The organism is Planctobacterium sp. R6, assembly GCF_055755215.1.
In genome coordinates this window covers 16,586-38,647 of sequence record NZ_JBVTQY010000042.1, presented here as the reverse complement: position 1 = coordinate 38,647, position 22,062 = coordinate 16,586, and the positions used below count along the sequence as shown (strand labels likewise).

General features: G+C 47.6%; 19 protein-coding genes. 6 read left to right on the top strand and 13 right to left on the bottom strand.

The genetic code is table 11. The features are described 5' to 3' along the window. Positions 1–53: 53 nt before the first annotated feature. The 4 genes from AC0J20_RS19550 to AC0J20_RS19535 form a co-directional block, all read right to left on the bottom strand. Positions 54–311 carry a helix-turn-helix domain-containing protein gene (locus AC0J20_RS19550; protein ID WP_473023017.1) on the bottom strand — a complete coding sequence of 86 codons (258 nt, stop codon included), beginning with the start codon at positions 309–311 and terminating at the stop codon, positions 54–56. Beyond that, on the bottom strand, positions 308–457 hold the full coding sequence (locus tag AC0J20_RS19545; protein WP_229528079.1) for a hypothetical protein: 150 nt from the start codon (positions 455–457) through the stop codon (positions 308–310). Before AC0J20_RS19545 ends, AC0J20_RS19550 begins: the two co-directional genes overlap by 4 nt. 252 nt (positions 458–709) lie before the next feature. Further along, on the bottom strand, positions 710–2,047 hold the full coding sequence (locus AC0J20_RS19540; RefSeq protein ID WP_229528078.1) for a type II toxin-antitoxin system HipA family toxin: 1,338 nt from the start codon (positions 2,045–2,047) through the stop codon (positions 710–712). Beyond that, a complete protein-coding gene (locus AC0J20_RS19535) occupies positions 2,047–2,424 on the bottom strand; it encodes a helix-turn-helix domain-containing protein (protein WP_229528077.1) in 378 nt (125 codons plus the stop codon). Before AC0J20_RS19535 ends, AC0J20_RS19540 begins: the two co-directional genes overlap by 1 nt. Positions 2,425–2,896: 472 nt before the next feature. On the opposite strand from AC0J20_RS19535, the gene AC0J20_RS19530 reads away from it, so the two are divergent. The 3 genes from AC0J20_RS19530 to dbpA all read left to right on the top strand — a co-directional run bounded on the left by AC0J20_RS19530 (position 2,897) and on the right by dbpA (position 7,135). Then, positions 2,897–4,243: a M16 family metallopeptidase gene (locus AC0J20_RS19530; RefSeq protein ID WP_473023016.1), complete on the top strand. Its 1,347-nt coding sequence runs from the start codon at positions 2,897–2,899 to the stop codon at positions 4,241–4,243. Then, the gene (locus tag AC0J20_RS19525; RefSeq protein ID WP_473023015.1) at positions 4,227–5,615 is read left to right on the top strand and encodes a M16 family metallopeptidase; all 1,389 of its coding nucleotides are present in this window, start codon (positions 4,227–4,229) and stop codon (positions 5,613–5,615) included. Before AC0J20_RS19530 ends, AC0J20_RS19525 begins: the two co-directional genes overlap by 17 nt. 140 nt (positions 5,616–5,755) lie before the next feature. Next, positions 5,756–7,135, top strand: a complete 1,380-nt coding sequence (gene dbpA, locus AC0J20_RS19520; RefSeq protein WP_473023014.1) for an ATP-dependent RNA helicase DbpA — start codon at positions 5,756–5,758, stop codon at positions 7,133–7,135. Between the two features lie 36 nt (positions 7,136–7,171). Here the strand turns inward: dbpA and AC0J20_RS19515 are convergent, their stop codons facing one another. From AC0J20_RS19515 to AC0J20_RS19505, 3 genes are all read right to left on the bottom strand, one after another. Beyond that, the gene (locus AC0J20_RS19515) at positions 7,172–8,122 is read right to left on the bottom strand and encodes a GNAT family N-acetyltransferase (protein ID WP_473023013.1); all 951 of its coding nucleotides are present in this window, start codon (positions 8,120–8,122) and stop codon (positions 7,172–7,174) included. A gap of 2 nt (positions 8,123–8,124) precedes the next feature. After that, positions 8,125–9,027, bottom strand: coding sequence for a class I SAM-dependent methyltransferase (locus tag AC0J20_RS19510; protein ID WP_473023012.1), 903 nt, complete (start codon positions 9,025–9,027; stop codon positions 8,125–8,127). Positions 9,028–9,255: 228 nt separating this feature from the next. After that, on the bottom strand, positions 9,256–10,035 hold the full coding sequence (locus AC0J20_RS19505) for an alpha/beta hydrolase (protein ID WP_473023011.1): 780 nt from the start codon (positions 10,033–10,035) through the stop codon (positions 9,256–9,258). A 607-nt stretch (positions 10,036–10,642) separates the two neighbouring features. Between AC0J20_RS19505 and AC0J20_RS19500 the strand changes: the two genes are divergently transcribed. Next, entirely contained in the window at positions 10,643–11,971 is a 1,329-nt protein-coding gene (locus AC0J20_RS19500) for an alpha-amylase family glycosyl hydrolase (protein WP_473023019.1), read from the top strand. A gap of 53 nt (positions 11,972–12,024) precedes the next feature. Then, on the top strand, positions 12,025–12,507 hold the full coding sequence (locus AC0J20_RS19495) for a hypothetical protein (RefSeq protein ID WP_473023010.1): 483 nt from the start codon (positions 12,025–12,027) through the stop codon (positions 12,505–12,507). Here the strand turns inward: AC0J20_RS19495 and AC0J20_RS19490 are convergent. The 4 genes from AC0J20_RS19490 to AC0J20_RS19475 all read right to left on the bottom strand — a co-directional run bounded on the left by AC0J20_RS19490 (position 12,504) and on the right by AC0J20_RS19475 (position 17,064). Then, the gene (locus tag AC0J20_RS19490; protein ID WP_473023009.1) at positions 12,504–13,160 is read right to left on the bottom strand and encodes a 3'-5' exonuclease; all 657 of its coding nucleotides are present in this window, start codon (positions 13,158–13,160) and stop codon (positions 12,504–12,506) included. The genes AC0J20_RS19495 and AC0J20_RS19490 overlap by 4 nt on opposite strands. Positions 13,161–13,162: 2 nt before the next feature. Then, positions 13,163–15,010, bottom strand: a complete 1,848-nt coding sequence (locus AC0J20_RS19485; RefSeq protein ID WP_473023008.1) for a DUF294 nucleotidyltransferase-like domain-containing protein — start codon at positions 15,008–15,010, stop codon at positions 13,163–13,165. 71 nt (positions 15,011–15,081) lie between these two features. Next, a complete protein-coding gene (locus tag AC0J20_RS19480; protein WP_473023007.1) occupies positions 15,082–16,788 on the bottom strand; it encodes a sodium:solute symporter family protein in 1,707 nt (568 codons plus the stop codon). A gap of 9 nt (positions 16,789–16,797) precedes the next feature. Then, a complete protein-coding gene (locus AC0J20_RS19475) occupies positions 16,798–17,064 on the bottom strand; it encodes a DUF4212 domain-containing protein (RefSeq protein WP_473023006.1) in 267 nt (88 codons plus the stop codon). A gap of 132 nt (positions 17,065–17,196) precedes the next feature. Between AC0J20_RS19475 and AC0J20_RS19470 the strand changes: the two genes are divergently transcribed. Then, positions 17,197–20,613: a PAS domain-containing hybrid sensor histidine kinase/response regulator gene (locus tag AC0J20_RS19470; protein WP_473023005.1), complete on the top strand. Its 3,417-nt coding sequence runs from the start codon at positions 17,197–17,199 to the stop codon at positions 20,611–20,613. Positions 20,614–20,677: 64 nt separating this feature from the next. On the opposite strand, the gene AC0J20_RS19465 is transcribed toward AC0J20_RS19470, so the two are convergent. Together AC0J20_RS19465 and AC0J20_RS19460 are read right to left on the bottom strand one after the other, a co-directional pair. Beyond that, positions 20,678–21,151, bottom strand: a complete 474-nt coding sequence (locus tag AC0J20_RS19465; protein WP_473023004.1) for an LIC12192 family sporadic carbohydrate cluster protein — start codon at positions 21,149–21,151, stop codon at positions 20,678–20,680. After that, positions 21,144–21,950: a sporadic carbohydrate cluster 2OG-Fe(II) oxygenase gene (locus AC0J20_RS19460; RefSeq protein ID WP_229528060.1), complete on the bottom strand. Its 807-nt coding sequence runs from the start codon at positions 21,948–21,950 to the stop codon at positions 21,144–21,146. Before AC0J20_RS19460 ends, AC0J20_RS19465 begins: the two co-directional genes overlap by 8 nt. Positions 21,951–22,062 lie beyond the last annotated feature (112 nt).

The window sequence follows — 22,062 nt, the reverse complement described above, 5'->3', positions numbered from 1 at the left end:
TCTTTTTTGGTCGAAAGATCCGATCACCTCAAGGGCATTTAGTTCATTTGTTCTTATGCGCAGCTCAGGTTAAGTAAGGCGCGAGCAGGACCTGTTGGATGGCGGCGGCCTTGCTCCCAATTTTCTAACGTGCGTTTGCTCACACCCAATACGTCAGCAAATCGGGCTTGTGTTAATCCTGTTTTGGCGCGAATGGCTCTTACTTGCGGCTCAGCAAACTTCGTTGTACGGGTAGGCCTGGTATTACCTTTGATGATATCGTTGGCTTGACCAACACTCTCTATTAATTGTTTAAACAAGTCGTCATTCATTCTGACCACCTCTCTACGATTTGCTTTAGCTTTTTAAGCTGTGCGTCTGTCAGGTTGTCCTGCACATTTTTCGGGTAAGCCAATAACATATAAATTTGTTCGTCGTCGGTCATCAACTCAGTTATGAACTTGGTGAATATAGGCATTTCAATATTTACTATTTGGTGACTTTAACACTAAACAAAAATACGCCAATGACGCACTTAATTTACATAAAAAAGAACCTAACTTTTAAACATAAGATTAAAGTGGTGGACGGCAGCTTTAAGGAAGCGGAGGGTCAGAGCAATATTGTTCCATGACAACTTTGAGCAAATGCAAACATAGCGCCCCTCATAAATAAACCATAATTTCTTCAGCGAAACATTGAGCTTTGGCAGTTTGCCCCACATTGAAGACTATAAGTCCTCCCCCAAGTACAGGCGATGAGCTTTGCCAACTTCGGCCACAAGTTCATCCATATAGCCAAAGGCGACCAAACCGGATTTATTCGCGTAATGCGACCAATTAGAAACCGTCTCCACCACAGCCTTTACCACTTTCTTAGCTTTCGCTTTACCAATGTCAGCAAAATGCGCCACAGCTAATAAATCGTCCAACTGAATATCTCGTGTTTTACCATTAATGGTCATTTGATGCTTACTTGTCCAGCCAGTACCATTACTATAAGTGATATCGTAAGCTGGCGACAGCCGCCAAACACCAGACTGATCCATTAAAAATGAAATGTTCTTTGTGTGATCATCTTGGTTAACAGACACCACATTGAAAACCATCCGCAAATAGAACTGCTCAATTTCTTTGGCCGATAAACCTAGCTCACGCATAACGCCTATCGCCTGCTCATAAGAGTAGCCGCCAGATACGTTGAAATCATAGTGAGCCATACCACACAGCGATTGCATATGAATCTTGTCACCACCATTAAGCCTGTCAAAGCGCCTGGTCATAAAGTGAGAACGCCCGTTTTCTTCAAACAAGCGACATTCATTCATTTCAACGCCAGCATCCAGGGCCATTAAGTAATAAGCGTATTCAAGTAAACCAAAACCTTTCGGATCTGAAAGCAACTCCTTATCTTTATTGCCATCAACGCCATCAAACTTTAACAAGTAGTAATCGAAACCTTCACCAGCCGGGGCTTGACCAGTTTTAATGACATTGGTTTCTTTATTCCAAGCAATAACCGCTTTTGCTCGCGCACCGCCAGCTGATGTACCAACTAAAATAATTTGCTCAACAGTTTCGCGTCGCGCATCCTGACTCTCATGAGCAAACGTCGTATTTAACTCAGTCTTTTCTTGGAGCGCCTCATTCGCCAGATCAACAAGCTCACTTAATTGAATCTCAGATACGCTTTCTTTGATCTCACCAACAGTCGGCTTAAACTCTAACCCCCCCATACCACGAGAGCCGATATAACAAAGACGCTCTATTGGACTGAATGATTCTGGATCGCGAGATTTATGCTCTAGCCACTGGTCAATTAATCGGTTACCAAACTTGTCCGGCAAACTATCGGCCAACATTCCTGGCAAACCTTTAAAGGTTTCTTTTGATAAATCACCAAACGAATAAGACTTACCGCTTAACGGCATCTTAATTGGTGACAACTCAATGCCCGAACGCTGAAAATGCTTTGAATACTCAAAGAACCCCAATCCCCTTTGCCAAGTGACTGAGCCTATCAATGTATCCCACAGATATATATCAGCCTTTTCGATTACTTCTGCCATTACTTGTCCTTATCTCCATGTAATTGTTGAATCGGTTTGTTCCACTCAAAACCCGTTGACGGCTCTTTTCCACCCTTAGGTTTTGATACACGCTTACGCTTTTCATTTCTTGCTGTAAGCAAAGATGCTGACTTAATTGGCGGCTCCGGCATAAAGTTATCTATTTCATGTAACTTGCCCAAGGCACGCATTACAGCTAACACCTTTATCATTCCAACGCTTCGTTTACCCCCCTCTAAGCTCTGAACCGTTGAGACATTTACGCCAGCTTTATCAGCCAACTCCTGTTGCTCTAGTCCTTCATTAAGACGTGCCTGTAAGAATCGCTTACCTATCACCTTCAAGATAGCTGCATTACTTTTTCTATCGAGCTCCATAATAGTGCCAATTTCCGTTATAGTGTTTATAATATTGACAGTATAGTGCAAATAAACACTATTGAGCAAACCTAATAATAGTGTTAAAAAGCATTATTATGTAGCTAAAACCTACAGTACAATGCTTATATTCACTATTATGAGTTTACATTTATAGGAACCTTAGCGTCTGCCAACGCATTAAGACGCAGAACCTAACTTCCCTTGTCAGCCCATTTTTAAAGGCTTTGTATTTTAGATATAGCAATTCAGTGCAAGATAGGAATTTAGAAATCAGAAAACGGTAACAGGAGTCAATCAACCAGAGTTACCGGCGGTCTGCTTTTGGCATTCAGCGATCGAATAAACAGATTTTCCAACCTCAGAATGCAATTACCCCTTTTAAACACAATTTACAAAGGCTAACAATTCCCATCAGGCGCAATCCAGGCTAAGGTTTTGCTTTCAGATAACAATAAGGCAAAGGTAAGCCATGCTTAGACGATTTTGTACCCGCATCGGGTTGATACTGTTAATGGGCCTCACACTGCCATTACAGGCAGAAATGTCGTCCGACGATATCACTAAATTCACCCTCAAAAACGGTATGACCATCATGGTGATGGAGGACCACTCAATCCCCAACGCCAACATGTATATCTTTTGGAAAGTGGGCTCCCGTAACGAATATCCTGGAACCACAGGTTTGGCACATTTTTTTGAACACATGATGTTTAATGGTGCGAAAAAATACGGCCCGAAAATGTTTGACCAAACCATGGAAGCTAACGGCGGGGCCAACAACGCTTATACCAGTGAGAATTTGACGGTATACACCGACTGGTTCCCGGCTGATGCCATTGAAGTTATGTTCGACCTGGAAGCTGATCGTATTCAGCATCTGGCACTGGAACCTGAGATAGTTGAAAGCGAACGCGGTGTAGTTACCTCAGAGCGCTCTACAGGTCTGGAAAACAGTAACTTTCGCACCATCTGGGAAGAAGTTAAAAATGCAGCGTTTCGCGCCCATCCCTACAGCTGGCCAGTCATTGGTCACGCTTCGGACATAGAAAACTGGACCATGGACGACCTCAAGTCCTTCCACAAAACCTTTTATGCTCCCAACAATGCCGTGACTGTGATTGTGGGCGCGGTGGATACCGACGAAGTTAAACGTTTGGCCGAAAAGTATTTTGAGCCGATCCCGGCACAGGAACCTCCCAGAAAAATCCACACGGTTGAGCCGGAACAAAAAGGTGAACGCCGCGTTTATACACAAAAACCATCGGTCACCAGTGCCAATATTATGATGGGCTTTCACATGCCGCCCAATTCCCATGAAGACTACTATCCACTGCAATTGTTGAGCGACATCTTATCCTCCGGCAACAGTTCTCGTTTAGTACGGGCTTTGGTTTTTGAGCAACAGGTGGCCGACAGCATTTCCACCTTTGCGTTCGACAGCTTTGATCCCAACCTGTTTTATGTTTACGGCGTAGCCAGCCAGTCAGCGGATGCTGAAACTCTGGAAAAAGCTATCATTGCCGAACTGAACGCAGTGGCCAAAGAGGGCATTACTGAAAAAGAGCTGCAGAAAGTGAAAAACCAACGTCTGGTGAATTTCTATCGCGATATCGGCACCATTAATAATCGCGCCGATATGTTGGGCCGTTACGAACTATTCCACGGCGACTACAAGAAGATGTTTAGTGCGCCGCAAGACTTTGAAAAAGTGACTGCAGAGGATATTCAGCGGGTGGCAGAAACCTATCTGATAAAACGCAACCGCACCGTTGGCATTTTAGATTCTAAGGAGGACAGCCATGAAAACGATCTATAAAGCCATTTTGGTTGTTGCGCTGTTTCTCAGTCAACAGGCGCTCGCCGCATACAGCTTGCCCGAATACCAAAAAACGACGCTGGAAAACGGTTTAACCATCTATCTGATGGAACAAAAAGAAGTACCACTAATTGATGCCACAGTGGTATTTAATGCCGGTGCTACCCGCGATGGTGATCTGCCGGGACTGGCCACCATGACCACCGAAAATATGTTGTTTGGTGCCGGCGAGTTGGACAAAAACAGCTTCGAGGAAACGCTTGAGTTTGTGGGTGCAGAAATGACCACCGGCGTGTCATTGGACGACAGCCGTATTTCAGTCTCATTTGCCAAAAAGGATCAGGATAAAATTCTGAAACTACTGGCCGATGTGGTTCAGGCTCCGGCCTTTAACGCTGAGGAGTTCGACAAATATAAAACCCGTTATCTGGGTAACCTGAAACGCCAGAAAGAAAGCCCGCGCAATGTCATTGGCGCCTACTTTAACCAGCAAATTTTTGCAGGACATCCATACAGCAGTCCGGTTGGTGGCGATGAGACTTCGGTAGAACAAGCCGGGCTTGAACATCTGAAATCTTTCTATACAGGCTGGTTCCGCCCGGAAAATGCCGCACTGGTGTTAGTGGGCGATTTTGACGCAAAAGCCATGTTAACCCAGGTTAAGTCTTTACTTGGTAACTGGCAAGGCACGGGCAAAGCCGCCAAAGCAACGGCCTTTCCAACCGTCTCCGGCTTTGAGAAGAACCGGGTTGTTCTGGTTAATAAAGACGATGCCAGAGAAACCACCTTCTTCATTGGTGGTCAGGGCATCGCCAGAAGCAATGAGGATTTTGTGGCATTAAGCGTAATCAACACCGTTCTGGGTGGCCGCTTTACGTCCTGGCTAAACGACGAACTGCGGGTTAACTCAGGGTTAACCTATGGTGCCAGAAGCCGTTTCGATGCCATGAAACACGCCGGCAGCTTTTACATTTCCACCTTTACCGCCACAGAAAATACCGAAGCGGCTATAGATTTGGCCCTGAGTACTTACCAGCGGCTATGGGAACAAGGGCTGGATGATGCCACGCTGAAATCCGCCAAAGCCTATGTGAAGGGCTTGTTTCCTCCCCGATATGAAACCACCGGACAACTGTCTGGTTTATTGGGGGATATGTTTATCTACGGCTTTAACGAAAGTTTTATCAACAACTTTCAAAGTAATGTCGACAAACTGGATGCCAAAGCCAGCAAAGCCCTGATTAACAATTACTTTCCACGTGAAAACCTGCAATTTACCATTATCGGTAAAAGCGCAGACATTAAAGAGATCGTGAAAAAGTACGGTGACATCACCGAAGTTAATATCACAGCGCCAGGTTTTTCATTGTAAAAAACCACAGCTATTTCGCTCTATATTAAGCCCGGCTCGCCGGGCTTTTTATTTTAAATTTGTACCTGCCTGCAATAATCGGGATAATTCCCGGCAATTGATCCTCGCGATTATCTCAATTCCAACTAAACAGGTGTCTTGTGCATAGCAAATTTGATTTACTTCCTTTAACCCCGGCGTTGCACGAAGCGCTGCAAAGTCAGCAATTTACCGAGATGACCGAGATTCAGCAAAAGGCCTTGCCGGAAATTTTGGCGGGTAAAGATGTGCTGGGACAGGCCAAAACCGGTAGCGGAAAAACCCTGACCTTTGCGCTGGGCTTGCTGCAAAAAACCGATACCAGCAGCTTTGGCGTGCAAAGCCTGGTGCTTTGCCCCACCCGAGAGCTGGCAGAACAGGTGGCTGAAGAGGTGCGCAAACTAGGCAAGCGCATGGCCAATCTGAAGGTATTAACACTTTACGGCGGCACGGCAATAGGCCCACAAATCCAATCGTTACAGCACAGCGCCCATGTTATTGTGGGTACACCAGGCCGCATTATGGATCTGATCTTAAAAGGCCACCTTAACCTGTGGCATGTGAAAACCCTGGTGCTTGATGAAGCAGACCGCATGCTGGACATGGGCTTTGAAGAAGAGATGACCACAGTGATTCAGGAAGTGCCCCAGGATCGCCAAACCCTGTTGTTCTCAGCCACCTTCCCTGAGAGCATAAAACGCATCAGCCAGTCTATCCAGAATGCGCCGGTAGAAGTGGTGGTAAAAACCACCCACGACAACAAAAAGATTGAGCAACTGTTCTTCGAAGTGCAAAAGGATCACAAAGTTAAAGCCACTGCGGCAGTATTATCTGAGTATCAACCTGAGTCCTGCATCATTTTCTGTAATACCAAAATCGCCTGCAAGGAGCTGGCGGACGATTTGCGAGACATGGGCTTTAGTGCCATTGCCTTGAACGGTGATTTAGAACAAAAAGAGCGCAATCAGGTGATTGCCCGTTTCAGCAATCAAAGTGAGCTGATCATGGTGGCAACGGATGTGGCCTCACGGGGACTGGACATAGATGGCGTCAGCCTGGTGATCAACTTTCAGGTAGCCATGGAATCAGAAGCCCATATTCACCGTATTGGCCGAACCGGCCGGGCCGATAGTGAAGGTATGGCAGTAACATTGGCAGCACCGGAAGAAGTACACTTTGTTCGTGCCATAGAAGAGTTACAGGGACAAAAAGCCCAGTGGAAAGGCATCCAGGCTCTGCGCTTTCACGCCAATCGCATTTTGGAGCCAAAGTTCCAGACAGTGGCCATTGATGGTGGCAAAAAGAACAAGCTACGCCCGGGCGATATTCTGGGTGCCCTGACTCAGGATGCCGATATTCCCGGTGATGACATTGGCAAAATCAAGCTCACCGCCACCCATTCGTTTGTCGCGGTAAAAATACGCAGTGTTAAGCGCGCCATTAATTACTTCAAAGAAGGCAAAATTAAAGGCAGACGGTTTAAAGCCAGAAAGCTCAGTTAACCCCGAAACGAAAACAACGCCTGGCAGAAAGTGAAGTTACTCGGTTTCAGCAACCACTTCCTTTGCCAGGTGTCCGTATTTGAGATTCATAATCATACTTTGACTGCGCTTGCTGATCATGCGCATCAACGTCAGCGCTTTGTTGGAGTCTTCTACAAAGCGCTTCAAGAAGGTTTCTTTAGTCATCACCATCATTTGCAAATCGGTTTTGGCCACTACATCGGCACTGCGCTTTTCTCCCGTGATCAAAGCCAGTTCACCAAACATTTCTCCCGGCTCTAATGTCGCCAGCACGGTGTTCTTTTCTGGTATTCGCACTTCGGCACAGCCATCAATGATAATAAAGGCCTCAGCCCCTTCATCTCCGGCTTTAACGATAGTTTCTCCTGCTTTGCAGAACCAGCGTTGATAATCCATGATGAAGTCATGCAGTTTATTCTGACGAATAAACTCGACAAAAAAGTCTTTAATATCAGCCATATCCATCAAGAGAGGTAAAACCTGAGAATCCAGATGCGGGTCGTGAAACTGCTCACCCACTTTTTTAAAACCGATACGCCGAAGCAAAGGCGCAATGGTTGGATTGATTGGAGCCACAACATGAGTGATGTTATTAGAAATGGCGTAATAGGCCGCCATTAAAATGAGTCCCATGGCGATTTTCTCACCACGGTAATCCTGGTGAACACAAAACATACCGGAATGCATTAACCGGGCATCTTTGGGTACATATGGACGAAAATCAAAATACTCATCCGCAGGCAAGCCGCAACTGTCATCCATTGAAAAGCGAAAGGCCCCCACCGTTTCCCCGTTGTGCTGAGCCATCATTTGTACCGAGGAAGGAAAGGCATCAAAGCGATCATACAGCCGCTTTTCACTATTGCCTCGTAATATATTTTCCTGCTCTGCAAACACCAGGTGCCGCAACCGAAAAACACTGTCCAACTCTGCGGTGCTGCCTGCCAGGCGCATACAAATCGGCATATTTACGCCTCCCCTGTTGAGGTCGAGACAGCAAAAGCACCGTATTCCCCCTTGTGCAGGCGGTGTGGATAATCAGGCATAAAATACTGCCGAAAAACGTCACTGTTGGCGGTTTCCTGCAATTTAAAATCTGACTGTTCTATAAAGGCTTTTAAGTCATTTTCCTCACACAGCCAGTTTAGCGGTTCACCTTTTAGTTTCAGGTAAAGCTTCAACAAGGGTCCGTAAGATTCCGGATGATTGCTGGCAGGTTCTACCGCAGTAAAGACTAACTGTCTGGGGCTGCTATCAAGCAAATCCAGTAAAGACTGCAACAGGCTGTATATTTGCTCTGGTGTCAAATACATTAGCACCCCTTCGACGATGCACACAGTCGGCTTTTCTGGCGCAAAAGCACTGCACTGTCCCAGCTCCTGTTGCAAGGTTTGATGAGTAAAGTCCACCGGTAAAAAATGCAGGTTATCCAGTTTTAATTGCTCAGTAGTCAGGGCCAGCTTTTTCACCTGATGGGTTGCAGGATGGTCAATTTCAATACAATTGAGCTGTGTATTTTCTTCCGCCAGACGATACAGCAGTGTATCGAACCCGGCCCCAAGATTAATGATTTGAGTGGCGCCAGCGTCAATCGCCTCGCGTACTTTCTTTTCAATATAGGCTTTGCGCAGCACGTAATGCAGACTGATGGAAGGTAACAGCAGCCGCTCCATCAGTGGCAGTAAAATCTTACCGGCAGCGGAATTAATTTGATTAAGTCTTTTGCGTCCCTGGGCGGAACTTTGCAGGATATGGGTGCCCAGCTCGCGATTTCGCGGCGACACTAGATGACTTAGCTCTGGTTTTTGTGCCACAAAGAGCAATCCTTGTAACACGGTATAGGCGGTAGAACTGGCTTCATTGTCCTTCACGATTTTCTCCCCTCTATTTTTATCATCAAAAAGAGCTTAACGAGGTTAACCAGCCCGACATTGCTTTAAGCTTCTTGTCCAGAATTCGGTCCTTCACCCTTTCGCTCATTCAATTGTGCAACGTTAAGCTCCACGTTAGAGGTAAACAGACCAGAAGTCCATGAGTAAGTGAATTGAATTTTATTCAGCGCGGCCCTTTCAGATGGTGCAATGATGTTTCAGTAGACGTCAGTGTTCATCAAATACGATGGAGATGCCCTTAAAAAAGCTGATGTAATAATTAGTAATGTGATTTTGATCTGCAAATACCTCGGCCGTCCATTGCAGGTTACCGGGAGTCTTATTTTCCAACAGCTGCGTGAACTTGAGATAGGCGTCAAAAACCTCATCCCCCTCAGCCGTTCTTGAGGCCATTGTCAGATAGAGAGGCTTTGGCTTCATTGGATTTTGTCCCACCAGCTTTTGATAAAAGTCGGCAGCGAAGTTTTGCAACGGAGGGCTGGCAGCGATATACCGGTCAAAATACTCCGGATGAGCACTGAGTAAATCTACCGTGAAAAAGGCAGCTAATGAGTGCCCATAAAGGGTCGCATCTTGTGTTGTGCGATACCTGGCATCAATATATTCCCGTAGTTCCTTACCCATGAATTCGGCGAACTGCTTACGATTATGGTAAAGGTCATGGCTGCGTGCATCTTCCTGAGAGCGATTATGAATGGCAACAATAATCAGTTGCGGTACCTGATTTAACTCCTGATATAGCTGCGTCGCGAGGACAGCATGGTTCAGGTGACGCTCACCATCCAACAAATAAAGAGTGGGATACCTCTGTTGGGAAGAATGATAATTATCGGGCAGATGTACAACAATATTTCTTTGCTGCTGCAGAATCGTCGAATCAATCTGAATTTGAGTGGCCTTCCCCACAACTAAATCAAGCTGGCGCTCGGTGGCCTGAACAAACGTACAACCCACAATCCAGAACAAAATACTTAAAACAGGTTTCATCAATGCAATCCCTTACTGAACAAAATTAAAAGCAGGGACATGTATAACCTGAACCCCCAAAGGGTCGAAGTAAAACGCGATGTATAGAGTTTTTTTTAAGTCGAATGCAGCATTTTTCGATATTTTGTCGGTGTCACACCACAACAGGAATAACTGCAGGCTGTACTGCTCCTACCACACCGGGCGTTATGGCACTTTTGAACTGAATACGTATGCAGATATTTGATACTGCGGCGGGTTGTTAACCAGGGCCTGCCTACCTTTGTTGTATGTTTTTGCTGCAGCCTGTTTATCATTTAGGCACGGCGGATGTTTGATGGTCTAGTGGGCTAAATCGAAAACATCCAACAAAGCATAAATGATAAACAGGCGCAGCCCTACGGGTTCGTCACAAACGCGTTTTACTCGTTGTCACAGCTCTTTGACGTAGAACCACTATGCCTTCATAGCTGTTCCGCGATTAAAGCGCGTTTATTTAGAACAAAACCTATGCAACTAAGGTAAACAGGCCCTATAGTTAAAGGCTAAATTTTGAACCATTTTGTTTGGGAGTGGTATGCGTTTATCTATTCGTTGTTGTGTGAGTGTCTGTTTAAGTCTGCTGTTAATGGCCTGTGGTAGCACACCAGAGGTGAAGGACCCCTATCAGCCGCAACCCTACGTCAAGCTGACCCACCCGGAATGGTCTAAAAACGCCACTATGTACCAGATCAATACCCGTCAGTTTACACCAGAAGGCACTTTTGCAGCGGCTCAGGAGCAGTTGCCACGCCTGAAAGCACTCGGGATTGATGTGCTTTGGTTAATGCCGGTTCACCCGATAGGAGAAGAAAACCGCAAAGGCAGTTTAGGCAGCCCCTATTCAGTAAAAGACTACATGAAGGTCAACCCTGAATTTGGCACCCTGGATGATTTGAAAGCTTTTGTGGATGCGGCTCATGATTTAGGCATGTACGTCATTCTGGACTGGGTCGCAAATCACACGGCCTGGGACAACTGGATGCGCTTTGAACACCCCGAATGGTACGAGCGGGATTACAAAGGCGACTTCAGACCAACCCCCTGGTGGGACTGGTCAGATATTATCGATCTGGATTTTTCTCAGCCTGAGCTTCGCAAGTATATGACCGAAGCGATGAAATATTGGGTGGCCGAAGTTGGTGTTGATGGTTATCGCTGTGACGTGGCCGGATTTGTACCAGTGGATTTCTGGAACAACGTGCGCAAAGAGTTAGATGCCATAAAACCTGTATTAATGCTGGCGGAATGGGAATCTCGGGACTTACACGCCGAAGCCTTTGATATGACTTACGCCTGGTCCTGGTCAAAGACCATGCATGAGATCGTAAAAGGCTATGCCGATGTCAATGGCCTATTTGTTTATTACTCCTGGAATGAAAGTGCCTTTCCAGCAGAAGCCTATCGCATGGTACATGTAGCCAACCATGATTCGAACGCCTGGGAAGGCACCATGTTCGAAAACTATGGGGAGGCACTGGACGCAGTGATCACCTTATCAGTTATTGGCGAAGGTTTTCCTATGATGTACAACGGGCAGGAAGCCGGCAACGCCAAACGACTGGCGTTTTTCGAAAAAGACCCTATCGTCTGGAAGCCCCATCCGATTGGCGACCTCTACAAAACCTTGTTCGCCCTGAAACATGACAACAAAGCCCTGTGGAACGGTCAGTTTGGTGGTCGCATGGTGCATGTTCCCAACAGTGAAGCTAAAACGGTATTGAGTTTTGTCCGGGAAAAAGACGGCGATAAGATCTTTGCTGTATTCAACTTCTCTGATAGTCCTAAAACCGTTTCTTTTAACGAGACACTGTATCACGGCGAATACTCAGATATATTTTCAGATAACCAAATAAACCTTAATGAAAACAGTGAGATGACCTTACCAGCCTGGGGTTACAGAGTTTTACAAAACTAAACCTGCTTGTAAAAATGTATACTTAAGCTACTTAGTTGTAGCGGTATTATTTAATGAAGAAAAAAGCGCTTGGCCTGCTGGTTTTAGCGGGTATTTGTTCGGGCCAGACCATGGCCCAAAGTTGTCAGGCATTGGTTGAACTGCAAACCGGCGCAGTGCTGGAAGCCAACCGGCTGTTTGGTGGCTCGTCAAATCGCTTTTCCGTGGTGGTATGCAACAATCAGTCGGAAGCGATATATCGGCAGTTTTATGCGCAAATTCACTTCGAAAGAACCCGGGCGCTGAGCATTCCTACGGCAGGACTATCGCCGGTGAATGCGCCGCTACAACCGGATAATCGTTCAAAAACGACAGGGTTGATAGCGGCCGAAGACGAAGCAAAAAACCAGTTCAATATTAAACTCAGAACCCGATACACCAGTGGTGAAGCGGTGGACTATTCCGCCGTGAAACAGCTTTCCCCCGGTCAAAGCGCAGTATTTGAAGACAAGGGCTTTACAGTAGGTATTGTCCGACTGGGCAATAACCTGCGTTAGCCTGAAATTAATGCGCCGGTATGTGAGAGCTGCTTAAATTGTCCGTCTGGTTTAACTCCTAACCGCCCCAGTTGAACAAATAATAATTCCAGCGTGGCGGCGGCATCTTCCAGTGCATTGTGGGCAGGCGCGGTTGCCAGACCGTACCGTCGGCGACTCTCCGTGAGGCTCACGGGGCTATTCTGATAGCCAGATTTCCCCAGCAGATATTGCTCCAGCAACAAAGTATCGATGATCACCGGTGTAGGACAGGTTAACTGGCACTGTCGGTAGCTTTTTTGCAACACGCCCCAATCCAGTCGATGACAGTGCATCACCCAGATATGATCATCAGCCAACGCCGCAAGTTGCACCAGTTGCTGTTGCAGACTTACTGCGCTTTGTAACTCAACATCAGTGATACCATGTATTACCGGGCTTTGCTTTAAACTGCTGTCGGTTTGCACCAGCGCATGATGGCTGCTGGACAGATCCAAACTAAATCCGGCACCTTTTATCCAGCCAACAGACACAATATCATCCTGTTGCGGATCCAGTCCGGTCAGCTCCAAATCCACGGCCAATAGTGCCACCTCAGACATGCGTTGGCGCAGCAGCTCGCCATCTGCTATCCGCAAACCGAGTCGATTTAGCACAGCATGCCAAAAGTCCAAAGCTACCCCCCAAGACCACTGCTGAATTTCAGCAGCAACGCAGACTGGGCTTTTTTAATACTCTGAAACGCTTTTTTGAGTTGGTATTTTTCCATAGGTGTTAGCTGACGGATATCCACCAGATTATCGGGTTTTTGCTGATCCAGCTGGCTATTTAAGCGCAGTTCATTTAAATACAGCCAGATGCTTTTCAGATTAGCACAGTCTCTGGAAGACAGGAGTCCGGATTCGCTCAACGCCGCTAACCGCTCCGGTGTACTGGCTACTTTTAACCCGACAGAAAGCGCATACAGGCGCACAATACTGTTGACAATGGCCACCGCGTTAACTTTCAGATTTATGGCTTTTTTGTGCTCATTGTCTTCATAAATGAAACGCTGAAACAAACTCAGGGGCACCTCACAGCGGTTCACTTCTCGGGCCAGCGCGGCCAAAAACAACGGTTTTTTGAACAATTCAGCGCGCCGGGATTGCAGTTGTGCAAAGAGTGTTTCACTGCCCTGTACCAGACGAACATCTAAAAATATATTGAAATGAAGCAAGCGCTCACTACTGGGTTCCGAAACGCATTGTTCAGCTTCAACAACGGCTTCCTGCAGCGTTTTGCGCAGCTCCGGGTTACTGGCCATAATATTGCCGTTGCACAGTGCTATCCCACATTTGGCTAAGCCATTGCACACATATTGCGCCATAGCGCGAAAATAATCGGCTTGCCCGGTATCAGGCACTTGCGCCAAAAGCAAGCCGTTGTCCTGATCGGATGTGAGCAACTGGTCTTTACGAGCCTGACTGCCATACACCAGCCAACACCAGGCAAATGGCGGCTCACCATGCTCGCGAAAATAAAAGTGCAGTAACCGACGGGTCATAACATCGGTCGCCCTGGCCAACCATTGCCCGACATTGGCAAACCCCTGTTTGCCCTGCATGTTAAAACGAATGTAATGTGGGATTTGCCAGGCGTGTTGCATAAGTTCATACAAGCTTGTGGCGCGGGAAAGGGATTTTATTAGCCAGACGATGTTAGATTTTTGCCGGTTAATAACATCTGACTTGGTCATGATCCCCACCGGGCGATAGTCCTCATCCACAATCGGCACATGGCTGAATCCACTCTCCGACATCAGGCACACGGCATCCAGCCAGTCTTGCTGCGGGCTAGCCACCTGTAGATGCGTTGTCATCACCTCACTAACCGCAACATCTGAACTCAGATGCCTTGCCAGCACCCGGGTGCGCAAATCTTTGTCTGTTAAAATTCCCTGCAATGTCTCGCCTTCGCAAACCAGCACAGATGATACATTGCATTCCGTCATCAGCTCGGCACACTGCGCAACACTGGTATCGGGCGTTACCTGCACCAAAGGTCGGTGGCACAGCTGCAGCAAAGATGCTTCCTGCCATTCGGCAGATTGAAAAGGCTGGTTGTCATAGTGAATACTGTGGGCCAGGTCTGTGAAAAAACGCTGTACAGCGCGGGTCTGGTCACTCAATTTAATGAGTGCAGCAACATCAAGGCAATACACCAGCCCGGGCGAATGCACCTTAACAAGGTTTTCTACGGGAATATGAAAGGGATTTGCACACAAGAAAACATACTCAGATTCGCTGATGTAGCGCCCCGATATCTGATCCTGTGCATCCCGGCTCTGAACTTCAAACTCACCGGTTTGAATAAGCAACAATCCGTTACCGGCCTCCTGCTGAGCCTGCAATAAGGGCAGTGAGTCCTCGTTCAGATAGATGAGTTTCGCCGCACTAACAAATGCCACCCGCTCCGGGTGGGTTAGTGACTCCCAGGGTGAAATACCGGAGATAAAATCCAGCGCCTGTTGCGGAAGGTTCGACATGATTTAATCTCTTTTTAAACAGGAAAACGGTCCGGGTATCAACCCGAACCGTTTATTGAGTAGCAACAGATTTAGTGTGCCTGTGCTTCACCGGCACCTTTGGGATAGCGGATATCCTCCACCATTTGCTGTACCTCATCAGGTGCCTCAGCCCCCAATTTGTAGACAACAAAGGCCACAGTAAAGTTGATCAGCATCCCAATCGTACCGATACCCTCTGGTGAGATACCCAGGAACCAGTTGTCAGGTGTGCTGGCTGCCGGATTAATAAACTTAAAGTAAATAATGTAGGTGGCGGTAAATCCGATACCGGCCAACATGCCAGCCACAGCACCACGACTGGACATTCTCTTATGGAAGATGCCCAGAATAATCGCCGGGAAGAACGACGACGCCGCTAAGCCAAAGGCAAAGGCTACCACCTGCGCCACGAATCCAGGCGGGTTAATGCCCAGGTATCCGGCAATGGCAATCCCCACCGCCGCCGCCAGACGTGCGTAAAACAGTTCCTGTTTATCGGTAATTTGCGGCATCAGATTGCGTTTCAGTAAATCGTGAGAAACGGAGGTGGAAATTACCAGCAACAGTCCTGCCGAAGTAGACAGTGCCGCAGCCACACCACCGGCAGCCACCAGTGCAATAACCCAAACCGGTAAGTCGGCAATTTCGGGGTTAGCCAGCACCATAATGTCGCGGTCCACCTTCATTTCGTTGCGCTCATCGCCGGAATAAAACATCTTGCCATCACCGTTTTTGTCGTCCCACTGGATTAGCCCGGTTTTTTCCCAATTCTTAATCCATGACGCAGCTTCGGAGTACTGCGTACCGGTTTGCTCTTCCCCGTTGATGGTTTCAATCATGTTGACCCTGGCAAAAGAAGCAATGGCCGGAGCGGTGGTATAAATCAAGGCGATAAAGACCAAAGCCCACCCGGCACTCTTTCTGGCATCACGCACTTTGGGCACCGTAAAGAAGCGCACGATAACGTGAGGCAACCCGGCGGTGCCCACCATCAGTGCGGCAGTGATACAAAACACATCAATCATACTCTTGGTACCGGAGGTATATTCCGTAAAGCCCAGTTCGGTGGAGAGACCATCCAGCTTTTGCAATAACGACTGTCCCGAGCCATCCGCCAAATCAGCACCAAACCCAAATTGCGGAATAACGTGACCGGTCATTATGATGGAGATAAAAACGGCTGGTACCAGGTAGGCAAATATCATCACACAATACTGTGCAACCTGGGTGTAAGTGATGCCTTTCATGCCACCAAGCACCGAGTAAAAGAACACGATCCCCATGCCAATAATCACGCCCATGGTGATGTCCACTTCCAGAAAGCGGCTGAACACCACACCAACGCCGCGCATTTGTCCGGCCACATAGGTGAAGCAGACAAAAATAGCGCAAACCACAGCAACGGTTCTGGCTGTCTGAGAATAATAGCGATCCCCAATAAAGTCAGGCACAGTGAACTTGCCAAACTTGCGTAAGTACGGGGCCAGACACAAAGCCAGCAATACATAGCCGCCGGTCCATCCCAACAGATAAACCGAACCGTCGTAGCCCATAAAAGAAATTAATCCTGCCATGGAAATAAAAGACGCCGCAGACATCCAGTCCGCCGCAGTCGCCATGCCGTTGGCCACCGGATTGATGCCACCACCGGCAACGTAAAACTCTTTGGTGGAGCCCGCTTTCGCCCATATGGCGATGCCGATATACAGCGCGAACGTGATCCCCACGACAATAAAGGTCATTGTTTGAATACCCATAGCGCTCCCCTATTCTTCGCTAACGTTAAATTCTTTGTCGAGCTGATTCATCTTGACAACGTACACAAAGATGAGCGCAACAAATACGTAAATAGCCCCTTGCTGGGCAAACCAAAAGCCTAACTTAAAGCCGAAAAATGGGATCTGATTGAGGACATCCACCAGCAGGATACCGCAACCAAATGAGACGCCGAACCACACTGCCAATAACGTCATCATCAGGCGTATATTTCGCCGCCAGTAAGCCGTTTTTTGTTCTTCTGATTGAAAAGCCATAGTTATTTCTCCAAATTACAATGCTTAAGATAGACAGTTAATGGTTATCATCAAATAAGACCTTGGTCCCAATGGGACTATGGTCCCGATTTACTGTGCTACACTGCCGGAAAAACGATTGAATAGCGATATATGACGTTTATCTGGTTTGCACTGGCTGCCGGTTACCTGGCGTTTATTTTCTGGTTGGGCAGTTGGGGCGATGGTCGTAGTCGCCAGGCTAAAAAATTCAGCTCTCACCCTTTGGTATACAGCTTTGCGCTGGCAATTTATTGCACGGCCTGGACCTATTTTGGTGCCGTGGGAGAGGCCGCCCGTAACCAGTGGAATTACCTGCCCATCTTATTGGGGCCAATCCTGCTGTACCTGTTCGGCTACCGGCTGATCATCAAGCTGATCGAGGTCAGTAAAAAACAGCATGTCACTACCATCGCGGATCTGGTGTCTTCCCGCTACGGCAAAAGGCAAAATGTGGCACTGATTGTCACTTTGATTGTGCTACTTGCCACAATTCCCTATATCGCATTGCAATTACAAGCCATTGGTACTGCCTTTAGTCTGGTATCCGGGGAAAAAAACACCACTTTGATTGTTCTGACAGCATCCCTATTTCTCGGCGTTTTTTGCGTGATATTTGGCACTCAAAAAACCGATGTTACGGAATATCGCCATGGTCTGATGCTGTCTATTTCTTTTGAGTCAGTATTAAAGATTGCCGCCTTAACCTGTATCGCCGTATTCGCACTGTGGAGCCCCACCACTGAAACCCAGTTGTTTAGTCAGCAGTTTTTACAAACAGAGGCGATTGAAAACAGCTTTTTTAAACCCGCATTTTGGCTACAAACACTGGTTGCAGCCATAGCGGTACTGTGTTTACCCCGACAATTTCACGTTGCCATCATCGATAACCTGAATGTAAAACACGTGGCAACCGCACGCTGGGTGTTTCCCGGGTATCTGGCACTTACCGCAATCCTCATTCCCATCATTGCAACCGCCGGTACCCACTTGTTTGCAGGCCAGCAGGTAACACCAGACAGTTATGTGATTGCCATTGCCACGGAATCGGGTAACCGCTTCTTACAGGCAATGGTGTTTTTGGGAGGGCTGTCGGCAGCCACCGCAATGATTATTGTCTCGACACTGACACTGAGCACCATGCTTAGCAATGACGTGATCCTGCCCAAATTGCTCAACAAATCAGAGCGATTGCATCACCGACACTCCCATATCCATTTCATTCTGTGGTTGCGACGCGGGGTTATTGCCGGAATTTTATTGCTGAGTTTTAGCTACCACATCTTTTTATCCGGCAATATGTCCCTTTCCAGTATTGGTCTGCTGGCCTTTTCACTAGTTATTCAGTTGTCACCGGCATTGCTAGGCGGGCTTTATTGGCAGCGCGCCCATGCACACGGTGTGATAGCCGGCCTGATTGCCGGGATATTTACCTGGATTTTGTTGCTGATCTTCCCCTTAGTGAATGGCACGGCCACCAGCAGCCTGGATAGCGATACCATCAGTATTACTGCCTCCATTGCCCTTGCTATCAATTCGCTGTTTTTTGTATTGTTTTCCCTGATGGCCCGCCCCAATCTGATGGACAAATTGCAGGCTCAAAGTTTTGTCTCAACTCAGGAAACACCGTCACTGGAGCATATTCCAACCACTTCAGCCATCAGCAATGAAGATCTGATCACCGTATTGCGCACGTTTTTAGGCAGTAACCGCACCAATCAATTACTGTCTGATTTTGAGCAAACTCAACGGCAAAGTATTCATCCGGATGACTCTCCGCAGCAGGAGTTTATTGTCTTTTGTGAACGCTCTCTGGGTGGGGTTATCGGTGCGCCCAGTTCGAATTTGCTGATCAATGCGGTACTGAAAAACCAGCAAATGAATTTTGAACAGTTAGTTTCGGTGTTTGACGATACCACGCAAGCCATACAAACCAATCAAAATACTCTGTTCGCCTCGCTGGAAAGTCTGGCACAGGGGATCAGCGTTATTGATAAGGATTTGTGTCTGGTGGCCTGGAACCGAGGCTATCTGAATATTTTTAATTATCCTGAAACCTTGATCAAGGTAGGCACACCGATTGAAAACCTGGTGCGATTTAATGCGCAGCGAGGGGAATGTGGATTCGGTGATGTTGAAAGCCTGGTCCATAAACGCATGGAACATCTGCGGGCCGGAAAGCCTCACAAATTTGTACGCCAGCGCAGTGATGGCCGGGTTATAGAAATGATCGGTAATCCTCTCCCCCACGGCGGATTCGTAACCAGTTTTAATGACATCTCAGAGCACATCGAATTCCAAAAAGCTCTGAAAGAAGCCAATATCGACCTGGAAAAACGGGTGTCTTCCCGGGCGGATGAGGTTAAAGCCATCAATTCAGAGCTCCTCAAAGAAATTGAACGCCGCGCTGAAGTGGAACGACAACTGGTGGAAGCAAGGGAGCTGGCAGAAAAGGCCAATGCCTCCAAAACACAATTTTTGGCGCTGGCCAGCCACGATATTTTACAGCCCATTAATTCCGCCAAGTTATATTTATCAGCTACCGAAGGCATGGTGATGTCGGTGGAACTACATCAGACCTTGCAAAAACTGGATCAGAGCCTGCAAGCCGGTGAAAACCTGATCGCTACCCTGCTGGAAATTGCCAGGCTGGATCAGGGAGCCTTAAAACCCAAAAGCAGTCCACAGAACCTCAGCAAACTGTTATCGGGGCTGCTTACTGAGTTCACTTCTATGGCTGAACAGAAGCAACTAAAACTCAACCTGCATTGTCCCCGGGAGTATTGGGTATGCGCAGATCCGGTTTACCTGCATCGCATAGTGCGCAATCTGCTTTCCAATGCATTAAAGTACACTCATCGCGGTGGGGTGTTGCTCAGTGTCCGGCGGCGACAGCAGCAACTGCTGTTGCAGGTATGGGACACCGGTGAAGGTATTTCAGAACAACACCAACAGCACATTTTTCAGGATTTCTATCGCGCCCACGATGGCCAGGAGACCGGGCTGGGCCTGGGGCTGGCCGTTGTCGCGCGGTTGAGCAAGTTAATGAATATGCCGCTAACCCTGAAATCCAGGGTCCATCAGGGCAGCTGTTTTGCTTTGCTAATGCCGGTGGCCGAAAAACAAGCACAAGCGGAGCACCCCGCAGAAACCAGCAAGCAAGACATCGCCAAACTGACGGCCCTGTGCCTGGATGATGACAAACACAACCTGGATGCCATGCAAACCTTGCTGGCCCGCTGGCAGATAAAAACACAACTGGCAGATAACTTCGACACGGCACTGCTGGCCCTGCAACAACAGCAACCGGATGTTATTCTGGTGGATTATCAACTCGGAGAAAGTCGTAGCGGTTTAGACTTTATGCGTCATATTCGCAGTGCGCTAAACAACCAAACTCCGGCCATTTTAATCACTGCAGAGCGGGATGAAAACATCATCCAGCAAGCCCGGGATCTGGGTATCAGCTACCTGCCAAAACCCGTTAAGCCCGCCAAGTTGCGCTCCTTGTTAAAGAGTTTCAGGATATGACTATAGCGCAGCTAAAAAACGCTGAAATGGCCTTGCGCACCATACAATGACTTAACTGAAATGATCAGAGCGCTGCAAAAAAGGCTTTAACGAATGGGTCCTGCGGGTCCATTTTTATGCGAAAGGATTGGTACACATCGTTTAGAGGTGCATCTGGCAGGCTGTTTACTACATCAATGACGTCCTCAAACTTCTCAATATCGGCTTCAGTTTTCAATACCATCTCTTCCAGTGCTGAATGCAGCACACACTGACTGGCTAATAGCTTTTCATAAATTCTCAGGCGCCGGGCTTTGCGCTTTGGTAGCATAAACGCACTAAACAGAATAACCCCTTCCAGTTTGGGCAGTTCGGTCAGGATATCCTCCAGCATCATGTAACAACCGGGCATGGCAAACTCGGTTGAGCTGAGTAGGTAGTGCAATTGCTTTTTATTGGCGTAGTCCCGGATCACCAGGTTTTGTACCCGTTGCGGATGTGATACCGCCCTGACTGGGCGACTGCTGACATAACCGCGATAACCCTGTTGCTTAGTCACTGAAGCCTCCCGGATACTCAAACTCCATGCCGATGCGGGTTGCACCACGAATGGTAATGGGATCAAAATACTCTCCAAGCCGTTTGCCGGCATAGGGTGTAAATAGCCCTTTGAAGCGAATATTAATCGACCAGCGAGTAGTGTCTTCTTTGTTAACCCGGCCACCATGCATAACCGTTGGTGTGAACAAAAGTACACTGCCATATGGCACATCTGGCCAGACCAAATCAGGCTCTACAGCGTGAAACAAGGCATCAGTGCCCTGCTCGGAAAAGCTGCTGAGCTTCTGTCGCCATTGCCGATCTTTGGCGGGCGGACATAGAAATACGCTTTTAGTGCGGAAACAATCCACGAACGGAACCCAAAGCACGACTTCAAAAGGCGAACATTCTGAGCCCCAGGCGTCAGAGTGTAAATGCACAATTGAACTGTCGTCTTCCGGTAGCAAAACACTCATGCCCATATTGCGCTGCATCGCCAACTCATTGCCAATTAAGGTTTCCAGTAAACTCTGGGCAGTGGAGAAATAGGCCTCTCTAAACCAATCCGTCGCCATCAGTCCGGCGATTAAATGCAATCTCAGGTCGTTTAGTTGTTGTGGACCAATAACCTCTGCGATGTTATCCAAAAACGCCCCCACATCCTCCGGCAACGTCAGCCCAAGGTGAGCCGCCGTGAGTTCTGCAATTTTTTGTCGGATGCGATTTAGTGCCGCAAGGTTTTCTGCCGGCTGGATCACATAGCCATCTTCTAAAAAACGCTGTGTGATTATCCGCTCATTTTCTCTCAATAAATTCATCTACTTACCTGTTGAAGGGGAACATGCAATCTGCCCGATGTGCACAACCAGTGTAACCTGAAGCTGAACCACTGTAATCATGCAACATCAAAGATATCAGTAAACCGCAGAG

What these genes read in the sequence shown, in the direction of transcription:
- AC0J20_RS19550 (WP_473023017.1), bottom strand. Translation starts at nt 311, where the DNA reads ATGAATGACGACTTGTTTAAACAATTAATAGAGAGTGTTGGTCAAGCC.
- AC0J20_RS19545 (WP_229528079.1), bottom strand. Translation starts at nt 457, where the DNA reads ATGCCTATATTCACCAAGTTCATAACTGAGTTGATGACCGACGACGAA.
- AC0J20_RS19540 (WP_229528078.1), bottom strand. Translation starts at nt 2,047, where the DNA reads ATGGCAGAAGTAATCGAAAAGGCTGATATATATCTGTGGGATACATTG.
- AC0J20_RS19535 (WP_229528077.1), bottom strand. Translation starts at nt 2,424, where the DNA reads ATGGAGCTCGATAGAAAAAGTAATGCAGCTATCTTGAAGGTGATAGGT.
- AC0J20_RS19530 (WP_473023016.1), top strand. Translation starts at nt 2,897, where the DNA reads ATGCTTAGACGATTTTGTACCCGCATCGGGTTGATACTGTTAATGGGC.
- AC0J20_RS19525 (WP_473023015.1), top strand. Translation starts at nt 4,227, where the DNA reads ATGAAAACGATCTATAAAGCCATTTTGGTTGTTGCGCTGTTTCTCAGT.
- AC0J20_RS19515 (WP_473023013.1), bottom strand. Translation starts at nt 8,122, where the DNA reads ATGCCGATTTGTATGCGCCTGGCAGGCAGCACCGCAGAGTTGGACAGT.
- AC0J20_RS19505 (WP_473023011.1), bottom strand. Translation starts at nt 10,035, where the DNA reads ATGAAACCTGTTTTAAGTATTTTGTTCTGGATTGTGGGTTGTACGTTT.
- AC0J20_RS19500 (WP_473023019.1), top strand. Translation starts at nt 10,643, where the DNA reads ATGGCCTGTGGTAGCACACCAGAGGTGAAGGACCCCTATCAGCCGCAA.
- AC0J20_RS19495 (WP_473023010.1), top strand. Translation starts at nt 12,025, where the DNA reads ATGAAGAAAAAAGCGCTTGGCCTGCTGGTTTTAGCGGGTATTTGTTCG.
- AC0J20_RS19485 (WP_473023008.1), bottom strand. Translation starts at nt 15,010, where the DNA reads ATGTCGAACCTTCCGCAACAGGCGCTGGATTTTATCTCCGGTATTTCA.
- AC0J20_RS19480 (WP_473023007.1), bottom strand. Translation starts at nt 16,788, where the DNA reads ATGGGTATTCAAACAATGACCTTTATTGTCGTGGGGATCACGTTCGCG.
- AC0J20_RS19475 (WP_473023006.1), bottom strand. Translation starts at nt 17,064, where the DNA reads ATGGCTTTTCAATCAGAAGAACAAAAAACGGCTTACTGGCGGCGAAAT.
- AC0J20_RS19470 (WP_473023005.1), top strand. Translation starts at nt 17,197, where the DNA reads ATGACGTTTATCTGGTTTGCACTGGCTGCCGGTTACCTGGCGTTTATT.
- AC0J20_RS19460 (WP_229528060.1), bottom strand. Translation starts at nt 21,950, where the DNA reads ATGAATTTATTGAGAGAAAATGAGCGGATAATCACACAGCGTTTTTTA.